This is a genomic window from Mesorhizobium sp. M0778 (assembly GCF_040320105.1).
In the GTDB taxonomy this organism is placed as follows: Bacteria; Pseudomonadota; Alphaproteobacteria; order Rhizobiales; family Rhizobiaceae; genus Mesorhizobium.
This window is the reverse complement of the sequence record NZ_JAMYPA010000021.1, coordinates 57,929-77,296: the sequence shown is the minus strand read 5'-3', so window position 1 is coordinate 77,296 and position 19,368 is coordinate 57,929. Positions and strand designations below refer to the sequence as shown.

The window sequence follows — 19,368 nt, the reverse complement described above, 5'->3', positions numbered from 1 at the left end:
CCCCCTCACGGCAGCTGCGCGACGAAGGACGCCGAGCTCGACACCGCGCCGAACACGCCGCCCTGCATCTTGATCATCTTGATCGCGGCGAGATGGTTGCCGTAGTCGGTCGCGCCGCAGCAGTCCTCAAGCATCACGCATTCGAAGCCGCGATCATTGGCCTCGCGCATGGTCGTGTGGACGCAGACATCGGTGGTGATGCCGGTCAGCACGATGTTTTCGATGCCGCGCTGGTGCAGGATCAGCTCCAGATCGGTGGCGCAGAACGAGCCCTTGCCCGGCTTGTCGATGATCGGTTCGCCCGCCGCCGGATAGAGGTCGGGGATGATATCCCAGCCTGGTTCGCCGCGCACCAGGATGCGCCCGCAAGGTCCGGGGTCGCCAATGCCGGCATTGATGCGGCGTGAGCGCCAGCGCTTGTTGGCCGGCAGGTCGGCGAGATCGGGCCGGTGGCCCTCGCGCGTGTGGATGATGGTGTAGCCCTGGGCCCGCATGGCTGCAAGCACCGACTTGATCGGCTCGATCGGCGCCCGCACCAGCGAAAGATCGTAGCCCATATGATCGACATAGCCGCCCGGCCCGCAGAAATCGGTCTGCATATCGATGATGATCAGAGCCGTATTGTCCGACCGCAGCTCGCCATTGTAGGGCCATGGATAAGGGTCGGCGTCGATGTAGCGCTGGGTGATCTCGGCTCTGGCGTTCATCGGGAAAACTCCAGTCATTTGGTGATCGACAACTCGCCCGGCGCGCCGGCAAGCGAGCGGCTCGGCGACGAGGTGGCGATCATGATGATGAGCGTGAGGATGTAAGGTGCGGCGTAGAAGAGATAGTAGCCCTGCGTTACCCCGACCGATTGCAACGCCGGGCCTAGCGCCCCGGCGCCGCCGAACAACAGTGCCGCGGCAAAGCAGCCGAGCGGGTTCCAGCGTGCGAAGATGACCAGCGCCACCGCCATCAGCCCCTGCCCCGACGAGATGCGTTCGGTCCAGCTGCCGGGGTAATAGAGCGACAGATAGGCGCCGCCGATGCCGGCGAGCGCGCCGCCGACGCCTGTCGCAAGCAGGCGCACGGTGTTGGGATTGAGGCCCATGGCGCGCGCCGCATCGGAGCTGTCGCCGACGACGCGTACGATCAGGCCGGCGCGGGTGTTACGGAAGGCCCACCACAGGAACAGCGCAAGTGCGGCCCCGATCAGGAACAGCACGTTGACGTTGAGCGCCGCCTGCACCTGCGGAATATTCGACCAGCCACCGAAGGCGATGGCCGGCAGGTCTGGCGCCGAGGGCTGGATGAACGGCTTGCCGAAGAAGAAGGCGAGACCCGAGCCGAACAGCATCAGCGCGATGCCGATGGCGATGTCGTTAACCCCGCGGAATTTGCAGATCCAGCCATGGAACAGCCCGAAGCAAAGACCGGCACCGGCGGCAGCCAGCACGCCGAGCCATGGCGAGCCGGTCACCACTGCTACCGCATAGGCGGTCATTGCGCCGAAGACCAGCGTGCCTTCGAGGCCGAGATTGATGCGGCCGGAGCGCTCGGTGATGGCTTCGCCGAGCGACACGAAGATGAACGGCGTCGAGACGCGGATGGCGCCGCCGAGAATGGCGAGCGGCACGCCCCACAGGCCGATCTCGGTCGCGTCCATCAGGAGCCCCTCTTCCACAGATCGGGATTGAAAACCTTGAAGCGGCCGTAAAAGGTTTCGCTGAACAGGATGACCACGAAGAGCATGCCTTGCAGCACCAGCACGGTGGCGTCGGGCAGGTCCATGCGGCGCTGGATCAGCCCGCCGGAAGCGCCGATGCCGCCGAGCAGGAAAGCGACCGGGATGATGGCGAGCGGATTGTGGCGGGCGAGGAAGGCGACGAGGATGCCGGTATAGCCGTAGCCGGCGGCGAGCGAGGCGTTGGCGCTGCCTTGCACGGCGCCGACTTCCAGCATGCCGGCCAGCCCGGCAAAGCCGCCGGCGAGCCCGGTAAAGCCGACGATCAGCGGGCCGACGGCAAGCCCTTGCACCTGGGCCGCCCTGACATTGCCGCCGGCAATGCGGGCGGCAAACCCCCAGCGCGTCTTTTCGATCAACAGCCAGGACAGGACGCAGGCGACGATGCCGACGACAAGGCCCCAGTGCACGTCCATGCCTGGAATGTTGCCGATGCGGTAGGCATCCGCCAGCGGCTCGGTCGAGGGTTTGTTGAGCGAGGCCGGATCGCGCAGCGGCCCTTCGACCAGATGGTTCATCAGCGCGATGGCGATATAGGCCATCAGCAGGCTGGATATGGTTTCGTTGACGGCGCGGTAGTGGCGGAGTGCGCCGACGGCACCTATCCAGATGCCGCCGGCGACCACGCCCGCCACGCCCATCAACAGGATGACCACGAAAGCCGGCGCGCCATTCGCCGCGACGCCGATGGCGGCGGCGGCAACGCCGCCCAGCACGATCGCGCCTTCGCCGCCGATGACGACGAGGCCGAGCCGAGCCGGCAGCGCCACGCAGAGCGCTGCCAGCAAAAGCGGTGCGGCCCGCGACAGCGAGTTCTGGATCGAGAACCAGGAGCCGAAGCCGCCGCGCCACATCGTCACGTAGAGTTGCACCGGTGATTTGCCGACCAGCGCGATGAACAGGCTGAACAGCGCCATGCCGACGATCAGCGCCGCGAGCGGTATGACGAAGGCTTCCGCCCGCCGTGCCACCCATTCGAGTGCCGCCGGATAATTCCTGGCGCCAAACAGCGCTGGTGCGCTCGCGGTACTGACCGTGTCTGCCATGGCCCCGTCTCCGATCCGGTTCAGGCGGTCGAACCGACCACGCCCTCGACGAGGTAGTCCATGCTTTCCAGCTCGAGCGCGGTCTCGACGAAGGCCTGGCCTTCGGTCGCGACGACGACGCCCTTGTTGCTCTTCAACGGACCCTTGATGACCGAAAATCCGCCTTTCATCATTTCGGCCAGCGTGCCGTCGAACTGCTTGCGGGCGGCCTCGCCGACGGCGGGGCCGAGCGGGCTCATCTTGACGAAACCGTCGGCCAGGCCGCCGCGCGTGAAATTGGGAAGCGGCGTGCCGGCCACCAGATCGTCGACGAACATCTTGTAGACCTTGGCCCAGTTCCATTCCGCGCCGGTCAGGTATTTCTCCGGCGCCAGCGGGCTCTGGTTGGCATGATAGCCGCAGATGAAGGCGCCACGCCCGGCCGCCGTCTCGACCACCACCTTGGGGCTGTCGACATGACAGGTGATGACGTCGGCGCCCTGGTCGACCAGCGCATTGGTGGCCTCCGCCTCCTTGACCGCCAGCGACCACTCGCCGGTGAAGATCACCTGGCAGGTGATGGTCGGGTCGACCGAGCGCGCGCCGAGCAGGAAGGAATTGATGTTGAGCAGCACCTGCGGGATCGGCTTTGCCGCGACGAAGCCGAGCTTCTTGGTTTTGCTGGTGTGGCCGGCGACGACGCCGTTCAGATACTGGCCCATGCCGATATAGCCGAAATAGGAACCGGCATTCATCGGATGCTTGTCCTTGTTCCACATGCCGCCGCAATGGCGGAACTGCACGTCGGGGAATTTCGCGCACATGGCCAGCATATGCGGATCGAAATAGCCGAACGAGGTCGGGAAGATCAGCGACGCACCGTCGAGATTGATCATCGATTCCATCGTCTTCTGCACGTCGACCGTCTCCGGCACGTTCTCCTCTTCGACGACGGAAATGCCTTCGATCCCCTTCAGCGTGGCGGCGCCTTCGGCATGCGCCTGGTTGTAGCCGTAATCGTCCTTTGGCCCGACATAGATGAAGCCGACGGTTGCGGTCGCGGCGAAGGCTCTGCTGATCGGAAACGATGCGGACGCAAGACCGAGCGCCGCTCCGGCGGCGGAAGTCTTGAGCAGGTCGCGGCGGCTAAGCATGAATCGCTCGGTCATGTGAATGCTCCCTCTATGGGGCCTTTGGGGCCGGTTAACACCTCAATGAAAGAAGTGTATGCAATCAGCGTGCCAGTTTCAGGAATGGGATTTATTCAGCAATATCAACGAGTGTGCCGATGTGGCCTGCACAAAGCCGGAGCAATTGCATACACTTTTTGCCTCTAAAACGGCCAATTTGACATGAAGGCTAAAACATAGGCATACAGAGCTGCGGAGGAATCGAAGCCGGTGCGTGGCTTATGGCTGCGCGAAGAGACTGGACGGAGGAGACGTGTCGGCAAAGCGCAATTTGATCAGGTCGGGCACGACCGTCGATCAGATGGTGAGGGCGATCAGCGACCGGATCGTTACCGGTTTCCTGCGTCCCGGCGAAAAACTCGACGAAGCCTCGCTCGCCGCCCGCTTCGACGTCTCACGCACGCCTATCAGGGAAGCGCTCAGCCGGCTCAGCGCCATGGGACTGGTCGAAAGGCGGCCGAACCGCGGCGCCACCGTCGCGGTGATGACGCAGGAGCACCTCGCCTCGATGTTCGAGAGCATGGCCGAGCTTGAAGCGATCTGCGCGCGCTTCTCGGCCGAGCGCATGACGGCCGGCGAGCGCCGCACGCTGGAGGCCGAGCACCGGGCCTCGGCACGCTTCGTGCAGCTCGGTGCCGAAGAAGAGTATGAGATTTTCAACACCGAATTCCACACCCGGCTCTATCGCGGCGCGCACAGCAAGCACATTTATGAGTTGACCGTCATGACCCGCGGCCGGCTGGCGCCGTTCAGGCGCGCGCAATTCATGCTGCCCGGCCGGCTGGCCCAGTCCTGGCAAGAGCATGACGCCATCGTTACCGCAATCATGCGCGGCGACAGTACGGCCGCCGGAACAGCCGCCAAGGACCATGTCTCGATCGTCAGCGAGGCGAGCGCCGTCTTTGCCATCGGCGACCGCCCTAAAGGCAAGGCCGAGCCGTTTCCGACATCGGCCTCCTAGCCTCAATCGACCAGCACGGCCACCACGGCAGCACAGTCGCCGGCCTTGACCAATCCGGGGAAATGCCGCGCCGCCAACAGACCGGACATCTTGGCCCGGATCTCCTGCGGAGCGCCGCCGGTGCGGCCGATCGAATGGATGCGCGCCAGCACCTGGTTTTCTGCCACCGGCTCGCCGAGATCGATCATGGTTTCGATCATCCCGTCGTCCTCGGCGAACGAGAAGCAATCTCCCGATGGCATGTCGAGCCAGCGGGTCGGCTGCATCTCGACCGCGCCGGCGACGATGCCGGCATGGCGCAGCACATTGAGCACGCCGCGACGCGCGATCCGCACCGTTTCCGCGCGCGAAGTTCCGCCGCCGCCGAGCTCGGTGGTGATGAACAGCTTGCCCATCTCTTCGGCGGCAGTGTCGAACATGCCGACCGCGTCGATCTCCAGCATCTTCATCGACCAGGGTGCCGAGAAAGCTTCAACCGCAGCGAACCCCTTCTCTTCCAGCACCTTGTCGGGCCGGATATGGGCGGCGCAGAACGGCACGAAGTCGAGCGTCTTGCCGCCGGAATGGAAATCGAGCGCGATGTCGGTGCGCGGCAGAAGTTCGCGCTGGAAATAATCGGCGATCTTCTCGGTCACCGTACCGTCGGGCCGGCCGGGAAAGCTGCGGTTGAGATTGCCCTTGTCGATCGGCGAGGTGCGCGTGCCGGCGCGGAACGCCGGATAATTCATCGCCGGCACGATGATGACCGTGCCGCTGACCTGCCTCGGATCGAGCGTGCGGGCGAGATCGTAAAGCGCCAGCGGCCCCTCATATTCGTCGCCATGATTACCGCCGGTGAGCAATGCACTCGGCCCGTTGCCGTTGCGGATGACGCAGATCGGGATCATCACCGATCCCCAGGCGGAATCGTCACGGCTGTAAGGCAGGCGCAAGAAACCGTGCTGCACGCCGTCGCGCTCGAAATCGACGCTCGGCGTGATCGGTGATGGGCGAAGGCTGGACATCGGGCTCAATTCTTCACCACCAGCTTGCGCGGCACATTGGCCAGGCACGCGACCCCGGTTTCGGTAATCAGGATGGATTCGGTGATTTCCAAGCCCATCGTCTCCAGCCACAGGCCGGTCATGAAATGGAAGGTCATGCCGGGCTTGAGCTCGGTGCGGTCGCCTGGGCGCAGGCTCATCGTGCGTTCGCCCCAGTCCGGCGGATAGGAAAGCCCGATCGGATAGCCGGTGCGGTTGTCCTTAACGATGCCGTATTTCTTCAGAACCGCGAAGAAGGCGTTGGCGATGTCCTCGCAGGTGTTGCCGGGCTTGGCGGCGGCAAGCCCGGCCTCCATGCCTTCCAGCGTCGCCTTTTCGGCATCGAGGAATTCCTGCGTCGGTTTGCCGAGGAAAACGGTGCGCGACAGCGGACAATGGTAGCGGTTGTAGCAGCCGGCGATCTCGAAGAAAGTGCCCTCGCCCGATTTCATCGGCCTGTCGTCCCAAGTTAGATGCGGTGCCGATGCGTCGGCGCCTGACGGCAGCAGCGGCACGATCGCCGGATAGTCGCCGCCAATGCCGTCGACGCCGCGCGTGCCGGCATCATAGATCTCGGCGACCAGGTCGCATTTGCGCATGCCGACTTCGATCTTGTCGACGATGCGCTGGTGCATCGCTTCGACGATGCGGGCGGCTTTGCGCATGTAGTCGATTTCGGTCGGGCTCTTCACCGCGCGCTGCCAGTTGACCAGTGCCGTGGCATCGACGAAGCGGGCATTGGGCAAGTGCTTCTGCAGCGATGCGAAGGCAGCGGCAGAGAACCAGTAATTGTCCATCTCGACACCGATGCTGAGCTTGCCCCAGCCACGATCGGCGAGCACGCTGGACAGAAAATCCATCGGATGGCGCTCGGTCGACTGCACATAGTTGTCGGCATAGCCGACGATGTTGTCGTGCGCGAGATAGGCGGTGCGCTTGGCGCCGTTGGCGTCCTGGCCGCGCCCGTACCACACCGGCTCGCCCGACGGTGGCACGACGACCGCCTGGTGTACGTAGAACGACCAGCCGTCATAGCCGGTCAGCCAGGCCATGTTGGACGGATCGCTGACAACAAGCAGATCGACGCCCTTGGCCTCCATCGCCTTCCGCGTCTTGGCGAGGCGCTCCGCATATTCGCCGCGCGAGAATTTCAAATTAGGCTGCATTGTTCTTGGTCCTCGTTTGTTGGGCCTTGCGGCCGGTATCAGCTTTCGAAAATCGTACCGGTCTTGGCTGCACGCGCACGGTCGCGGGCGAGCGTGGCGATCGCCGTGTCCTGCACGCCGGTGCCGGTCAGATCGGCAATGGTGATGTCGCTGTCCGAACGCCGGCCATGCCTTTCGCCGGCGATGATGTGGCCAAGCTCGGTGATCTCGGCATCGGCCGCCATCACGCCCGCCACGATGGCATGGTGCAGTTCGCCCAGGCGCCGCGTCTGTTTCGCACTGTCGGCGATGTAGAGGTCGGCCATGCGCAGGATCGCCGGCGCGATCTCGTTCTTGTGCTCCGCGTCCGAGCCCATCGCGGTGATGTGCTGGCCGGCGGAGACGAAGCCGGCCTTGATCAGCGGCTCGGTCGACGGCGTCGTGGTGACGATGATGTCGGCATCGGCCGCAGCCTTTGCCGCGTCCGGCTCGGCGTGAACGGCGATGCCCAGTCTTTCGGACAATGCGTCCGCCGCGGCTTCGGCCTTGGCGGCATCCCTTGCCCAGATCCGAGCCTCGGTGATCGACCGCACCAGCATCAGCGCCTCGAGCTGCAGTCCGGCCTGAACACCGGCGCCGAAGATTGCGGCAACGGAGGAGTCCGGACGCGACAGATGTTTGGCGGCGACCGCGCCGGCCGCCGCCGTGCGGATGTCGGTGAGATAGCCATTGTCGAGCAGCAGCGCCTCGACCAGCCCGGTCTTCGCCGACAGCAGCACCATCATGCCGTTGACGCTAGGCAGGCCGAGCTTCGGATTATCGAAAAAGCCGGGGCTGATCTTGATCGCAAAACCGTCGATGCCCGGCACATAGGCGGTCTTGACATCGACCTCGCCGCGATGCTCGGGAATGTCGAGCCGCAGGATCGGCGGCATCGCCACCGGCAAGGTGGCGAGCGCGCGAAACGCGTTCTCGACACAGGCGACGGCATCGAGATCGAGCTTCACGATCTTGCGCAATTCAGCTTCGGTGAGGATCGTCATCCGGCTCATGCTGCGCTCTCCGCAATTGCTTCGCCGCAAATGATCTTGCGGTGCAGTGTCATGTCGATGTTGCGGCCGGACAGCACGAGCACTGTAGGGCCGTTCGCCCCGACCTTGCCGGCAAGCACAGCCGCAATGCCGACCGCGCCGGCGCCTTCGACGATCTCGCGCTCCTGCTCATAAGCATGGCGGATGCCGGCGGCGATCTCGTCCTCGCTGAGCAGGATCACATCATCGAGCAGATCACGGCACATGGCGAAGGTCAGCCGGTTGTCGAGCCCAATGCCGCCGCCGAGCGAGTCGGCCAGCGTCGGCAGTTCCTCGACCGACACCGGATGCCCGGCGTCGAGGCTTGCCTTCATCGCCGCACCGCGCGCCATCGAAACGCCGATGACCCTCGTTGCTGGGCTGACGCCCTTGACGGCAGCGGCAACGCCAGCCGCCAGCCCACCGCCGGAAAGCGGCACCAACACCAGCGCGGCGTCCGCAACTTGTTCCATGATCTCCAGCCCAAGTGTTCCTTGCCCGGCAACGACCGCAGGATGATCGAAAGGCGGCAGCATGATCAGCCCCTCTTCCGCGACCATCCGTTCGACCTCCCGCTGCGCATCGTCCTGGCTGTTGCCGACGATGCGGATCTCGGCGCCGAGCCGACGGATTTCCTCGAGCTTGTTCTCAGGCACCAGCCGCGACATGCAGATCGTCGCGTGGATGCCTTGCAGTCGAGCGGCATAGGCAAGCGCCCGGCCATGGTTGCCGGTCGAGGCCGCGACGACGCCGCGCGCGCTCTCCTCGTCTGTCAACGAGGCGATAGCGTTCGAGGCACCGCGCAACTTGAAGGCGCCGGTGGTCTGCCGATGTTCGAGCTTGAGATAAACAGGAGCGTGCAAGTGTTGGGAAAGACTCGGGGAAGTGACGGTCGGCGTGCGCTCGACCTTGCCTGCGATGCGCTCGCGTGCGGCGCGGATGTCGGAGAGGCTTATCCTGGACGTGGTCATGGCTCTGCAATCAGTTCAACGGCAGCGTCATCAGGCGGCCGAATTCGGGGCGTGGCTCGTCGTCGCCGCAAAGCCGCAGGCAATTCCAGGCTGTCGCCTGGTTGCTGGTGACGACGGGACGGCCGATGGCTTCTTCCATACCGACAACTGCCAGCGCCGACCGCAGCGCCGTGCAGGACACGAACAGCGCGTCGGCCTGCGGGGCCGTCGCCTCGCGGGCCAGATCGACCAAGGATTTCGGCGCAATCCGCGCCATCTCGCGGTCATCCTCGAAGCCGAGGCAAGTGAAGCTGGCGATCTCGAAACCGTGTGCCGCGAAATAGGCCGCCATTGGCCGGCTCGTCTCGACCGTATAGGGGGTGAGGATGCTGATTGTCCTGGCGCCCAGCGCCTTCAGGCCGCGCACTCCGGCCATCGGCGGCGTCACCACCGGCGCGCCGGGTTTCGCGGCCTTCAGCGCCGCCTCGATTTCGGCATCGCCGATCACGACGGAGGCCGAGGTGCAGGAATAGCAGATCGCATCGAGCGGTTCGTCAGGAAGGATCAGGGCCGCGCCCGCCGTCAGTGACGGCTGCATCTTGCGCAAATTCTCCGGCGTCGTCGGGTTGGCGTAGGGAATACGCGCGACATAGACGCCGATACGATCGCTTGCCACCATGCGGTGAAAATCCGGTTCGCTCGTATGGTCGGTGGCAAGGATAATCAGGCCGACCCGCTTTTCCAGCGGACGTGCATCGAGCGCTGGACGGGCCGAGCGCAGGCGGATATCGGGTGCAGCGCTCATCGTTCGATCCGCCCATAACGGTGTTCCAGCCAGCGCAGCAGCACCACCGAGAACAGGCTGATGGCGAGGAAGAAGGCGCCGACCAAGGTGATCGGTTCGATATACCGATAATAGGTATTGGCGACGCTCTTGGCCTGGTTCATCAGTTCCAGCACGGTGATCGCCGACAGCAGCGGCGTCTCTTTGAACATGGCGATGAAATAATTGGCAAGCGCCGGGATCATCGGCGGGATCGCCTGCGGCATGATGATGTGCGTCCAGGTCTGCGTGGCGTTCAGATTGCAGGCCTTGGCCGCTTCCCATTGGCCGCGCGGCACATTATCGATGCCGGCGCGGTAGACCTCGGCTGTGTAGGTGCCGTAATGCAGCCCGAGACCGATGACGCCCGCCACCAGCGGCGGCAACAGGACGCCGAAATCCGGCAGCACGTAGAAGATGAAATAGAGCTGCACCAATAGCGGCGTGCCGCGGATGAACTCGGCAAGGAAGCCGATCGTGCGCGACAGAGCCCTGTTCGGCGAACGGCGCGCCAACGCGATGCCCAGCCCAACGATGGCCGCCAGCACCGAGCCGAGCAGCGTCGCCAGGATGGTGATCTTCACCCCCTGGATCAGCGTCGGCAGGATCTGCCGGACAAAATCCCAATCCCATTCCATTACAGAGCCCGATCCATCAGACGCGCACCCCGTCGAGGCCGCGCGCCATGCGGCGTTCCAGCGACCGCACGCCCCATGAGATGAGTAGCGCCAGCACGAAATAGATGACGAGAATGGTGCTGAACGGCACCAGCGTGTTGCCGGTCTGCGAGCGCACCACCTGCGCCTGGAAGGTCAGGTCGGCAAGCGAGATCAGCGAGACGACGGCGGTGGCCTTGAGCAATTCAATGGCGTTGTTGCCGAAGGTCGGCAGCATCACCAGCAGTGCCTGTGGCAGGATGATATGGCGCATGGCTTGCCAGCGGCCGAGATTGAGCGCGGTGCAGGCCTCGTATTGTTCGCGGCCGATCGACTTGATGGCGCCGCGCACCACTTCCGCCGCATAGGCCCCTACATTCAGGCCCAGCGCCAGCACGCCGGCCTGCAGCGGCGTCAGCGAGATGCCGGCGAAAGGCAGCACGAAATAGGCCCAGAACAGCTGCACGAAGATCGAGGTGCCGCGGAAGAACTCGATATAGGCGGTGGCCAGCGCGCGTAGCACAAAAAACCGCGACAGCCGCCCCAGCCCGGCAAGAAAGGCCATGATCAAGGCCAGCACCGACCCCATCAGCGTCAGCTCGATGGTGACAAGCGCTCCTTGCAAAATCAGGCCGAAATAGCCGGACCATTGGGTCATTGGTCGAAAGGGCTCCGCATTGAATATTTGGCGAGGCGATCACTTCAGCGTCCTTCTCCCCGTTCACGGGGAGAAGATGCCGGCAGGCAGATGAGGGGCAGAGCCAATCTGTCAAAAGCTGGGCGTCGCCCCTCATCCGGCCCTTCGGGCCACCTTCTCCCCGTCAACGGGGAGAAGGAAGAACGCGCCTACTTCGCCGAGCAGAGCTTGTCGCGGCTCGTCGACATCGCCGCCGCCGCCGAGAAGCCGTAGGGTTCGATGATCTTGGCGAACTCGCCGGACTTCTTCAGTTTCGCCAGCTCGACATCATAGGCATCACGTAGCGCTTCGTCGCCCTTTTTGAAGGCCGCGCCATCGCAATAGACCGGCGCACCGACCACCGGCGCGATGACTTCGAGGTTCGGATCATTGGCTTTCTTGACCAGGTCGTTGATCGACAGCACTGGCAGTGAATAGGCATCGATGCGGCCGTCCTGCAGCATCTTCAGGCCGCTCTGGCCGTCCGGCACGACGATGACGCGCTCGCGCGGCACACCTGCGGTGAGCGCCAGCTTTTCCTCTGTGCCGCCACCGGGTGCGCCGATCGTCGCGCTGGTGTCCTTGGCGACGTCCTCGTAGCTCTTGAAGCCCTTCGGGTTGCCCTTCTTCACCAGCATCGCCTCGGCGTCGCACAGCACCGGTTCCGAATAGGCGACCGCAGCACAACGTTCCGGCTTCATGAACAGGCCGGCGGTGACGACGTCGAAACGGCCGGCCTGCAAGCCGGGGATCATGGCACCATATTCCGAGATAGAGGCGACGATGTCGTTGACGCCAAGGCGTTTGAAGATTTCACGGGCAACGTCAGGCGCCGCACCCGAGACCTTGCCGTCGGCGGCGACCGCCGTATAGGGCGGCTCGTTGGCGATGGCGACGCGGGCAAAGCCTTGCGCCTTGAGCTCTTCGAGCTTGCTGTCATCGGCCGAGCCGGTCGTCGAGGCGGCCAGCACCGCCGTCAGCGCAATACCGGCGACGCCGGCCAAAATGGCAAATTTCTTCATTGTTCCCAACTCCTTGTTTGTCTGTCTTCTTGGCTTGCTTGAGGCGTCGCCGCCTCGCATGGCAGTCAGACCCGATGTCCGGCCGCAATGATCTTCTTCAGGAAACCTTGCGTACGCTCCTGTTTGGGATGGCGGAAAATCTCGTCGGGCTTGCCTTCCTCGACTATTCTGCCGCGATCGAAGAACAGCACCCGGTCGGCGAAGTCATGGGCGAAACCCATCTCGTGGGTGACCAGCAGCATGGTCATGTCGGTCTCGGCGGCGAGCTTGCGCATGACGTTGAGCACCTCGTCGACGAGTTCCGGGTCGAGCGCCGAGGTGACCTCGTCGAACAGCATGATCTTCGGCGACAGCGCCAGCGCCCGGGCAATCGCGACGCGCTGCTTCTGTCCGCCGGAAAGCTGCGCCGGCATCGCTTTGGCCTTGTCGACCATGCCGACCATGTCGAGCAGCTCCATCGCCCGCTTTTCGGCGGCGGCCCGCGGCATGCCTTTGGTCAGCATCGGTGCCAGCGTCACATTGTCGATGACGCATTTGTGCGGAAACAGATTGAACAGTTGGAAGACCATGCCGATCTTCTGGCGCATCTTTGCCAAATGCCGTTCATCCGCCGTCAGCAGCCGGCCGTTACGCTCCATGTGGTACAGCTGCTCGCCGTCGACCTGAATATGGCCGCTGTCGATACGCTCTAGCGTCATCAGTATGCGCAGGATCGTCGTTTTTCCCGAACCCGACGGGCCGATCAGCGCCAGCTTCTCGCCGGGCATGACCTGCATCGAGAGGCCATCCAGCACCTTGAAGGTGCCGAAGCTTTTCGAAATGCCGTCGATCTTGATGATGGGCGCCGACAATGAATTTCCCGTGATGGAGAAGCTGTGCCTTTAACGATGCGGATCGCGGCAAATCATGTCAATCAAGAAAATAATATCATGACGATATTTCGGACTCCGCACAATTCCCCGCCAATTGTTGCCTAGATCGCAAGCAGGAGATGCTCGGGATCGCCGAGCAGAAGCTTGGTGACAACGCCGAGACCGGCACGCAGTTCCCCCTCCGTGGTCGAGCCCAGCGAAATCCGCACGGCTGGATGCCAAGGCATCTGCGAAATGCGAAACGACGTGCCGGGCGCGATCGCCACGCCCTGCAGGCGGGCCTGGGAAACAAAGCCTTCCTCGCCGCGATCATCGGGCAGTTGCAGCCAGACATGCAGCCCGTCGCGATGAGCCCGATAGTCCACTCCGGCGAGCGCCTCGGCGGCGATGTCCAGACGCCGCCGCAAAGCCATCCGCTGCCATCGAACGAGTTCCATCGCGGTGCCGTCGGTCACCCATTTGGTGGCGATCTCGGCCACCAGCGGCGTCGCCATCCAGTTCGAGACGAGGTGGCGGTTGGCAACCGCGGCGACATAACGATCGGGTGCCGCGAGATAGCCGATGCGCAGGCCCGGCACCACGATCTTGGTGAAGGAGGTGACGTAGAGCGTGCGCTCGGGTGCAAACGCCGCGACCGGCGGCGGCCGGTCCTCGACCAGCGGGCCGAGGACGTCGTTTTCGATAATGGCGATGTCATGCCTGCGCGCAACGGCGGCAATCTGTTCGCGCCGGGCGGCGTCCATCAGCGTCGCCGTAGGGTTGATCACCGAGGGCTGCACGAACACCGCGCGGATGTCCGACAGCCGGCAGGCCTCGTCCAGCGCTTCCGGGATCAGCCCATTGTCGTCGATCGGCAAACCCTCGAGGTTGAAACCGAGATAACGCGCCAGCGGGATCAGTGTGTGATGGCCGATCGCCTCGGTGGCGACGGTCGAACCGGGCGGCGCCACGCTCATCAGCGCCACTGTCATCCCTGCGGTGGCGCCGTTGGTCAGGCTGATGTTCTGCGGCGACGCGTCGAGGCCGCAGAAGCGTAGCCACTCGACACCCACCGCGCGGTGGCGCGGGAACACCATGTTCGGCCTGAACGACAGCGCCGAGCTCGACGGCAGGTTTTCGGCGAGCCAGCCCAGCGCCTGCTTCAGCCGCTCCAGATGCATCGGTTCGCAGACCGGCTTCAGGATAGAGAGGTCGATGACCTCACCCAGCCGCTCCGGCAAATAGGGCGGCTCCGGCTCGCGGCGCTGCGTCTGCACGAAGCTGCCGCGGCCGACCTCGCCGGACACCAGCCCGCGGCGGATCAGTTCCTCATAGGCGCGGCTGACCGTCTGCACGGAAAGTTTGAGATCGTCGGCCAGCTGCCGGTGCGTCGGCAACCGGGCGCCATTGGCCAGGCGCCCGTCGTGGATGGCGCGCGCGAACTGGTCGGCGAGCGATTGATAGGCCGGCCGCCGGATAAGAGCGGGATCTGGACGCCAATATGTCATGACTTATTAGAGATCGAAATCAGTGCAATTGACAATCGAAATAATGCGCCGTCATGGTGTCCGGCACTGGAAGTGGACGATCATGGCTGCAGCGAAACTCGATCCGATCGACCTGAAAATCCTCGAGGCCATCCAGCGCGACGGCCGCATCACCAAGCTGGCGCTGGCCGAGAAGGTCGGCCTGTCGCCGACGCCGTGCTGGATGCGGCTGCGCAAGCTGGAAAAGGCCGGCATCGTCTCCGGCTATCACGCCAGGATCGCCATGCGTGCCATCGCGCCGGTCGCCACCGTGCTGATGGAGGTGACGCTGGCCAGCCACCGCCAGGCCGATTTCGACCGTTTCGAGCGCGTCATCCGCGACATCCCCGAGATCGTCGCCTGCTGGTCTGTCGGTGGCGGCGTCGATTACCTGCTGAAGGTGATGGCGCGCGACATCGACGCCTATCAGCGGCTGGTTGACACTCTGCTCGAACGCGAGATCGGCATAGACCGCTATTTCACCTACATCGTCACCAAGACGGTGAAGGAGGAGAGTGTGCTGCCAGTGGCCGATCTGCTGCCCGCATCTTCCTGATACAGGAGAGATCGTCTGCCCGGGCGATGCAATAGAGACAATCTCTCTACCTGCAGGCACCGAAACAGCCTCTCTGTTTGCGCGGCAGAGATAGTCTTGCGGCATCACCCGAACCGGGAGCCCGATGATGTCCGCACATTTTGCCCGCTCGCAGCGCCATGAAGCGCTTGATCGCCTCGCCGACCGACGGCTGCTGCGTGAACTCGCCTATGTCGATGGCCACTGGACGGCAAGCGAGACCGCGGAGAGTTTCGAGGTGACCGATCCGGCCACCGGATCCACCGTCGCTTTCGTTGCCGCGCTCGATGCCCGGCAGACCACATTGGCGATCGATGCGGCATCGCGCGCCTTTCCTGCCTGGCGCACATTGCTGCCGCAGGAACGGTCCAAAATACTGCGAAAGTGGTTCGATCTGATCATCGCTGCCAAAAATGATCTGGCGCTGCTGATGACGCTAGAACAAGGCAAGCCGCTGAAGGAATCGCTCGGCGAGATAGACTACGCCGCCTCTTTTGTCGAATGGTATGCCGAGGAGGCCAAACGCCTCAACGCCGAAAGCGTCACCAGCCATTTGCCAAACGCCGAGATGATGGTGCGGCGCGAGCCGCTCGGCGTCGTCGGCGTGGTCACGCCGTGGAATTTTCCAGCGGCCATGCTGACCCGCAAGGCGGCTGCCGCCCTTGCCGCCGGCTGTACCATCGTCGCGCATCCTTCCTCGGAAACGCCGCTGTCTGCACTGGCGCTGGCCGAGCTTGGCGAACGTGCCGGCCTGCCGGCAGGCGTGTTCAACTTTCTCACCGGCAAGGCTTCGACCATCGTTGGGCGGATGTGCGAAGATCCGCGCGTTCGCGCCATGAGCTTCACCGGCTCGACCGAGGTCGGCAGGTTGATCGCCGCGCAGAGTGCGCCGACGATGAAGCGTCTGGTGATGGAACTCGGCGGTCATGCGCCGCTGATCGTCTTCGCCGACGCCGATCTCGACAAGGCTGTGGCCATCGCGGTCGACGCCAAATTCGCCACCTCCGGCCAGGACTGCCTCGCCGCCAACCGCATCTATGTCCAGCGTCCGCTATACGATCGGTTCTGCGCTGCTTTCGCCAAACGCGTCCAGGCATTGCGGGCCGGCAATGGCCTGGCTGACGACACCGAAATCGGACCCTTGATGCATGAACGCGCCGCCAAGAAGGTCGAGGAGCAGGTGGCCGATGCGCTCGCCAAAGGCGCGCGCTGCCTGACCGGCGGCAAGCGCCATCCGGCCGGGCCGCTGTTTTACCAGCCGACCGTGCTTGCCGACGTTGGAGACGACGCTTTGATCATGCGCGAGGAGACCTTCGGTCCGGTTGCGGCAGTGACGCCTTTCGACAGCGAGGACGAGGTCATCGCCCGCGCCAACGCCACCGAATACGGCCTGGTTGCCTATGTCGTGACTGAGAATGGCGGCAGGCAATTGCGCATGGGTCGCGCGCTCGACTATGGCATGGTCGCCATCAACCGCGTCAAGATCACCGGCGCGCCGATCCCCTTCGGCGGCGTCAAGCAGTCCGGCATCGGCCGCGAGGGCTCGCGTCACGGGCTCGAAGCCTTTACCGATCTCAAATATCTCTGCCTCGACGTTGCGTGAGCCGCGCCCGACACATTTTTCTCAGGAGTAAAAAAATGCTCGACCAGTCAAACGAACTCGCCGCCTGGGATCGCGATCACTTCTTCCATCCCTCGACCCATATGGGCACCCATGCGCGTGGCGAGAGCCCGACGCGTGTGATTGCCGGTGGCGAAGGCGTCACCATCTGGGACAATACCGGTAAGAAGAGCATCGACGCCTTCGCCGGGCTCTACTGCGTCAATGTCGGCTATGGCCGCCAGAAGATCGCCGACGCCATCGCCGCACAGGCCAAGAACCTCGCCTATTACCATGCCTATGTCGGCCACGGCACCGAGGCATCGATCACGCTTTCCAAGATGATCATCGACCGCGCGCCGCAAGGCATGTCGAGGGTCTATTTCGGCCTCTCCGGTTCCGACGCCAACGAAACCAACATCAAGCTGATCTGGTACTACAACAACGTGCTCGGCCGGCCCGAGAAGAAGAAGATCATCTCGCGCTGGCGCGGTTATCACGGCTCCGGCATCATGACCGGATCGCTGACCGGCCTCGACCTTTTCCACAACGCCTTCGACCTGCCGCGTGCGCCGGTCCTGCACACCGAGGCGCCCTACTATTTCCGCCGCGCCGACCGCTCGCTGAGCGAGGAGCAGTTTTCGCAATACTGCGCCGACAAGCTCGAGGAGATGATCCTGGCCGAAGGGCCGGAAACGGTCGCCGCCTTCATCGGCGAGCCGATCCTCGGAACCGGCGGCATCGTGCCGCCGCCGGCCGGCTACTGGGAGAAGATCCAGGCGGTGCTGAAGAAGTACGACGTGCTGCTGGTTGCCGACGAGGTCGTCACCGGCTTCGGCCGGCTGGGCACCATGTTCGGCTCCGACCATTACGGCATCAAGCCCGACCTGATTACCATCGCCAAAGGCCTGACCTCGGCCTATGCGCCGCTCTCCGGAGTCATCGTCTCCGACAAGGTCTGGCAGGTGCTGGTGCAGGGTTCCGACAAGCTCGGCTCGCTCGGCCATGGCTGGACCTATTCGGCGCATCCGATCTGCGTCGCCGCCGGCGTCGCCAACCTGGAACTGATCGACGAGATGGACCTGGTACGGAACGCCGGCGAGACCGGCGCCTATTTCCGCGCCGAGCTGACGAAAGCCGTCGGTGACCACAAAAACGTCGGCGAGGTGCGCGGCGACGGCATGCTGGCGGCAATCGAGTTCGTCGCCGACAAGAACGATCGCGTGTTCTTCGATGCCTCGCAGAAGATCGGTCCGCAGATCGCGACCGCGCTTGCGGCAAGCGGCGTCATCGGCCGCGCCATGCCGCAGGGCGACATTCTCGGTTTTGCGCCGCCGCTCTGCCTGACGCGGGAAGAGGCAGACATCGTCGTCTCCAAGACGGCCGATGCGGTGAAGAGCGTGTTTGCCAACATCTGAAGAACCGACATGCCAACATCTGAAGAACCGACATGAATGCCATGACCAAGACCATCCCCGCCACCATGGCCGCCGTGCAGTTGATCGGGCACGGCGGACCGGAAAAGCTCGTCTACCGCACCGACGTCAAAGTACCCTCGCCCGCCCCGGGTGAGGTGCTGGTCAAGGTCACCGCTTGCGGTATGAACAACACCGATGTCTGGGTGCGACAGGGCGCGTACGGCACTGAGGACGATGCCGCCGCTGTGTCGACCTGGCGTCGACAGGGCAATACGCTGACCTTCCCGCGCATCCAGGGCACCGACACGGTCGGCAACATCGTTGCCGTCGGCGACGGCGTGTCGCCGGCCCGCATCGGCGAGCGGGTGATGGTCGATTTCTCTATCTACAATCGCGACGACGATTCATTGGCCGACATCGACTATATGGGCCATGGCCGCGACGGCGGCTATGCCGAATACCAGACAGTGCCTGCCGAGAACGCCCATGTCGTCGACACCGATCTTAGCGATGTCGAGCTCGCCACTTTCTGCTGCGCCTATCTCACCGGCGAGCAGATGCTGGAACGCGCCGCGTTGAAAGCCGGCGAGCGTGTGCTGGTCACCGGCGCCTCGGGCGGCGTCGGCTCCGGCATCGTGCAGCTGGCGCGGGCGCGCGGCGCCATTCCCTATGCAATTGCCGGCAAGGGCAAGGAACAGGCCGTGCGTGACATCGGCGCCGAGGCGGTGATCACACGTGGCGTTGCCGATCTGCCGGCCGCCGTCAGCACGGCGACCGGGGGCCAGCCGATCGACGTCGTCGCCGATCTGGTCGGCGGCGCGATCTTCAACGACCTCCTGCGCATCTTGAGGCCGGAAGGCCGCTACACCACGGCTGGTGCAATTGCCGGCCCCGTCGTGCAGCTAGATCTGCGCACCATGTATCTGAAACAGCTGCAACTGCATGGCTCGAGCCAGGGCACACGGGCGGATTTCCGCCGCATCGTGCGCTACATCGAGGAGAAGAAGATCCGGCCGCTGGTCGGCGGCGTCTACAAGCTGTCCGATTTCCATCGCGCCCAAGCCGATTTCATCGCCAAGGATTTCGTTGGCAAGCTGGTCGTCGTGCCGGATGCGGTCGGCATCGCTAAATAG

The 19,368-nt window shown here is 64.0% G+C and carries 19 protein-coding genes; 5 read left to right on the top strand and 14 right to left on the bottom strand.

Features of this window, described 5'->3' with window-relative positions:
• Window positions 1-5 precede the first annotated feature (5 nt).
• The 4 genes from biuH to NKI22_RS24730 are packed head-to-tail and all read right to left on the bottom strand — an operon-like array spanning window position 6 to window position 3,920.
• Window positions 6-707, bottom strand: coding sequence for a biuret amidohydrolase (gene biuH, locus NKI22_RS24745; protein ID WP_023720643.1), 702 nt, complete (start codon window positions 705-707; stop codon window positions 6-8).
• Between the two features lie 14 nt (window positions 708-721).
• Window positions 722-1,648, bottom strand: coding sequence for an ABC transporter permease (locus NKI22_RS24740; protein WP_023720644.1), 927 nt, complete (start codon window positions 1,646-1,648; stop codon window positions 722-724).
• Window positions 1,648-2,772: an ABC transporter permease gene (locus tag NKI22_RS24735; RefSeq protein ID WP_023720645.1), complete on the bottom strand. Its 1,125-nt coding sequence runs from the start codon at window positions 2,770-2,772 to the stop codon at window positions 1,648-1,650. Before NKI22_RS24735 ends, NKI22_RS24740 begins: the two co-directional genes overlap by 1 nt.
• A 20-nt stretch (window positions 2,773-2,792) precedes the next feature.
• Window positions 2,793-3,920 carry a BMP family ABC transporter substrate-binding protein gene (locus NKI22_RS24730; protein WP_352484020.1) on the bottom strand — a complete coding sequence of 376 codons (1,128 nt, stop codon included), beginning with the start codon at window positions 3,918-3,920 and terminating at the stop codon, window positions 2,793-2,795.
• A gap of 322 nt (window positions 3,921-4,242) precedes the next feature.
• Between NKI22_RS24730 and NKI22_RS24725 the strand changes: the two genes are divergently transcribed.
• On the top strand, window positions 4,243-4,902 hold the full coding sequence (locus tag NKI22_RS24725) for a GntR family transcriptional regulator (RefSeq protein ID WP_352494540.1): 660 nt from the start codon (window positions 4,243-4,245) through the stop codon (window positions 4,900-4,902).
• A gap of 2 nt (window positions 4,903-4,904) precedes the next feature.
• Here the strand turns inward: NKI22_RS24725 and doeB are convergent, their stop codons facing one another.
• The 10 genes from doeB to ehuR all read right to left on the bottom strand — a co-directional run bounded on the left by doeB (window position 4,905) and on the right by ehuR (window position 14,625).
• Window positions 4,905-5,906 (bottom strand): N(2)-acetyl-L-2,4-diaminobutanoate deacetylase DoeB, encoded by a 1,002-nt coding sequence (gene doeB, locus NKI22_RS24720; RefSeq protein ID WP_352494460.1) that lies wholly within the window; start codon window positions 5,904-5,906, stop codon window positions 4,905-4,907.
• Window positions 5,907-5,911: 5 nt separating this feature from the next.
• Window positions 5,912-7,090 carry an ectoine hydrolase DoeA gene (doeA, locus tag NKI22_RS24715; protein ID WP_031194479.1) on the bottom strand — a complete coding sequence of 393 codons (1,179 nt, stop codon included), beginning with the start codon at window positions 7,088-7,090 and terminating at the stop codon, window positions 5,912-5,914.
• Between the two features lie 38 nt (window positions 7,091-7,128).
• A complete protein-coding gene (locus NKI22_RS24710; RefSeq protein ID WP_031194480.1) occupies window positions 7,129-8,121 on the bottom strand; it encodes a cyclodeaminase in 993 nt (330 codons plus the stop codon).
• Window positions 8,118-9,110: a hydroxyectoine utilization dehydratase EutB gene (gene eutB / locus NKI22_RS24705; protein WP_352958980.1), complete on the bottom strand. Its 993-nt coding sequence runs from the start codon at window positions 9,108-9,110 to the stop codon at window positions 8,118-8,120. Before eutB ends, NKI22_RS24710 begins: the two co-directional genes overlap by 4 nt.
• A 10-nt stretch (window positions 9,111-9,120) precedes the next feature.
• Entirely contained in the window at window positions 9,121-9,894 is a 774-nt protein-coding gene (eutA, locus tag NKI22_RS24700; protein WP_352639437.1) for an ectoine utilization protein EutA, read from the bottom strand.
• The gene (gene ehuD, locus NKI22_RS24695) at window positions 9,891-10,550 is read right to left on the bottom strand and encodes an ectoine/hydroxyectoine ABC transporter permease subunit EhuD (protein ID WP_023720653.1); all 660 of its coding nucleotides are present in this window, start codon (window positions 10,548-10,550) and stop codon (window positions 9,891-9,893) included. The genes eutA and ehuD overlap by 4 nt, the downstream gene beginning before the upstream one ends.
• Before the next feature lie 16 nt (window positions 10,551-10,566).
• Window positions 10,567-11,226, bottom strand: a complete 660-nt coding sequence (gene ehuC, locus NKI22_RS24690; RefSeq protein WP_023720654.1) for an ectoine/hydroxyectoine ABC transporter permease subunit EhuC — start codon at window positions 11,224-11,226, stop codon at window positions 10,567-10,569.
• Window positions 11,227-11,414: 188 nt separating this feature from the next.
• The gene (ehuB, locus tag NKI22_RS24685; RefSeq protein ID WP_352484026.1) at window positions 11,415-12,266 is read right to left on the bottom strand and encodes an ectoine/hydroxyectoine ABC transporter substrate-binding protein EhuB; all 852 of its coding nucleotides are present in this window, start codon (window positions 12,264-12,266) and stop codon (window positions 11,415-11,417) included.
• 65 nt (window positions 12,267-12,331) lie between these two features.
• Complete coding sequence (gene ehuA, locus NKI22_RS24680; protein WP_352524912.1) at window positions 12,332-13,117, bottom strand: ectoine/hydroxyectoine ABC transporter ATP-binding protein EhuA; 786 nt, start codon at window positions 13,115-13,117, stop codon at window positions 12,332-12,334.
• A 122-nt stretch (window positions 13,118-13,239) separates the two neighbouring features.
• Window positions 13,240-14,625, bottom strand: a complete 1,386-nt coding sequence (gene ehuR, locus NKI22_RS24675; protein WP_352788103.1) for a MocR-like ectoine utilization transcription factor EhuR — start codon at window positions 14,623-14,625, stop codon at window positions 13,240-13,242.
• 82 nt (window positions 14,626-14,707) lie between these two features.
• Between ehuR and NKI22_RS24670 the strand changes: the two genes are divergently transcribed.
• From NKI22_RS24670 to NKI22_RS24655, 4 genes are all read left to right on the top strand, one after another.
• Window positions 14,708-15,199 (top strand): Lrp/AsnC family transcriptional regulator, encoded by a 492-nt coding sequence (locus NKI22_RS24670; protein WP_352548887.1) that lies wholly within the window; start codon window positions 14,708-14,710, stop codon window positions 15,197-15,199.
• A gap of 127 nt (window positions 15,200-15,326) precedes the next feature.
• Window positions 15,327-16,820 carry an NAD-dependent succinate-semialdehyde dehydrogenase gene (locus NKI22_RS24665; protein ID WP_352815167.1) on the top strand — a complete coding sequence of 498 codons (1,494 nt, stop codon included), beginning with the start codon at window positions 15,327-15,329 and terminating at the stop codon, window positions 16,818-16,820.
• Between the two features lie 35 nt (window positions 16,821-16,855).
• A complete protein-coding gene (locus NKI22_RS24660) occupies window positions 16,856-18,235 on the top strand; it encodes an aspartate aminotransferase family protein (RefSeq protein ID WP_352815165.1) in 1,380 nt (459 codons plus the stop codon).
• Window positions 18,236-18,267: 32 nt separating this feature from the next.
• Window positions 18,268-19,368, top strand: coding sequence for an alcohol dehydrogenase family protein (locus tag NKI22_RS24655; RefSeq protein ID WP_352815163.1), 1,101 nt, complete (start codon window positions 18,268-18,270; stop codon window positions 19,366-19,368).

Bases quoted from the DNA above. Each gene is read 5' to 3' on its own strand.
- eutA (WP_352639437.1), bottom strand. From the start codon at position 9,894: ATGAGCGCTGCACCCGATATCCGCCTGCGCTCGGCCCGTCCAGCGCTC.
- NKI22_RS24735 (WP_023720645.1), bottom strand. From the start codon at position 2,772: ATGGCAGACACGGTCAGTACCGCGAGCGCACCAGCGCTGTTTGGCGCC.
- ehuD (WP_023720653.1), bottom strand. From the start codon at position 10,550: ATGGAATGGGATTGGGATTTTGTCCGGCAGATCCTGCCGACGCTGATC.
- doeB (WP_352494460.1), bottom strand. From the start codon at position 5,906: ATGTCCAGCCTTCGCCCATCACCGATCACGCCGAGCGTCGATTTCGAG.
- NKI22_RS24660 (WP_352815165.1), top strand. From the start codon at position 16,856: ATGCTCGACCAGTCAAACGAACTCGCCGCCTGGGATCGCGATCACTTC.
- NKI22_RS24665 (WP_352815167.1), top strand. From the start codon at position 15,327: ATGTCCGCACATTTTGCCCGCTCGCAGCGCCATGAAGCGCTTGATCGC.
- NKI22_RS24655 (WP_352815163.1), top strand. From the start codon at position 18,268: ATGAATGCCATGACCAAGACCATCCCCGCCACCATGGCCGCCGTGCAG.
- NKI22_RS24710 (WP_031194480.1), bottom strand. From the start codon at position 8,121: ATGAGCCGGATGACGATCCTCACCGAAGCTGAATTGCGCAAGATCGTG.
- doeA (WP_031194479.1), bottom strand. From the start codon at position 7,090: ATGCAGCCTAATTTGAAATTCTCGCGCGGCGAATATGCGGAGCGCCTC.
- NKI22_RS24670 (WP_352548887.1), top strand. From the start codon at position 14,708: ATGGCTGCAGCGAAACTCGATCCGATCGACCTGAAAATCCTCGAGGCC.
- NKI22_RS24725 (WP_352494540.1), top strand. From the start codon at position 4,243: ATGGTGAGGGCGATCAGCGACCGGATCGTTACCGGTTTCCTGCGTCCC.
- ehuB (WP_352484026.1), bottom strand. From the start codon at position 12,266: ATGAAGAAATTTGCCATTTTGGCCGGCGTCGCCGGTATTGCGCTGACG.
- eutB (WP_352958980.1), bottom strand. From the start codon at position 9,110: ATGACCACGTCCAGGATAAGCCTCTCCGACATCCGCGCCGCACGCGAG.
- ehuC (WP_023720654.1), bottom strand. From the start codon at position 11,226: ATGACCCAATGGTCCGGCTATTTCGGCCTGATTTTGCAAGGAGCGCTT.
- NKI22_RS24730 (WP_352484020.1), bottom strand. From the start codon at position 3,920: ATGACCGAGCGATTCATGCTTAGCCGCCGCGACCTGCTCAAGACTTCC.
- biuH (WP_023720643.1), bottom strand. From the start codon at position 707: ATGAACGCCAGAGCCGAGATCACCCAGCGCTACATCGACGCCGACCCT.
- ehuR (WP_352788103.1), bottom strand. From the start codon at position 14,625: ATGACATATTGGCGTCCAGATCCCGCTCTTATCCGGCGGCCGGCCTAT.
- NKI22_RS24740 (WP_023720644.1), bottom strand. From the start codon at position 1,648: ATGGACGCGACCGAGATCGGCCTGTGGGGCGTGCCGCTCGCCATTCTC.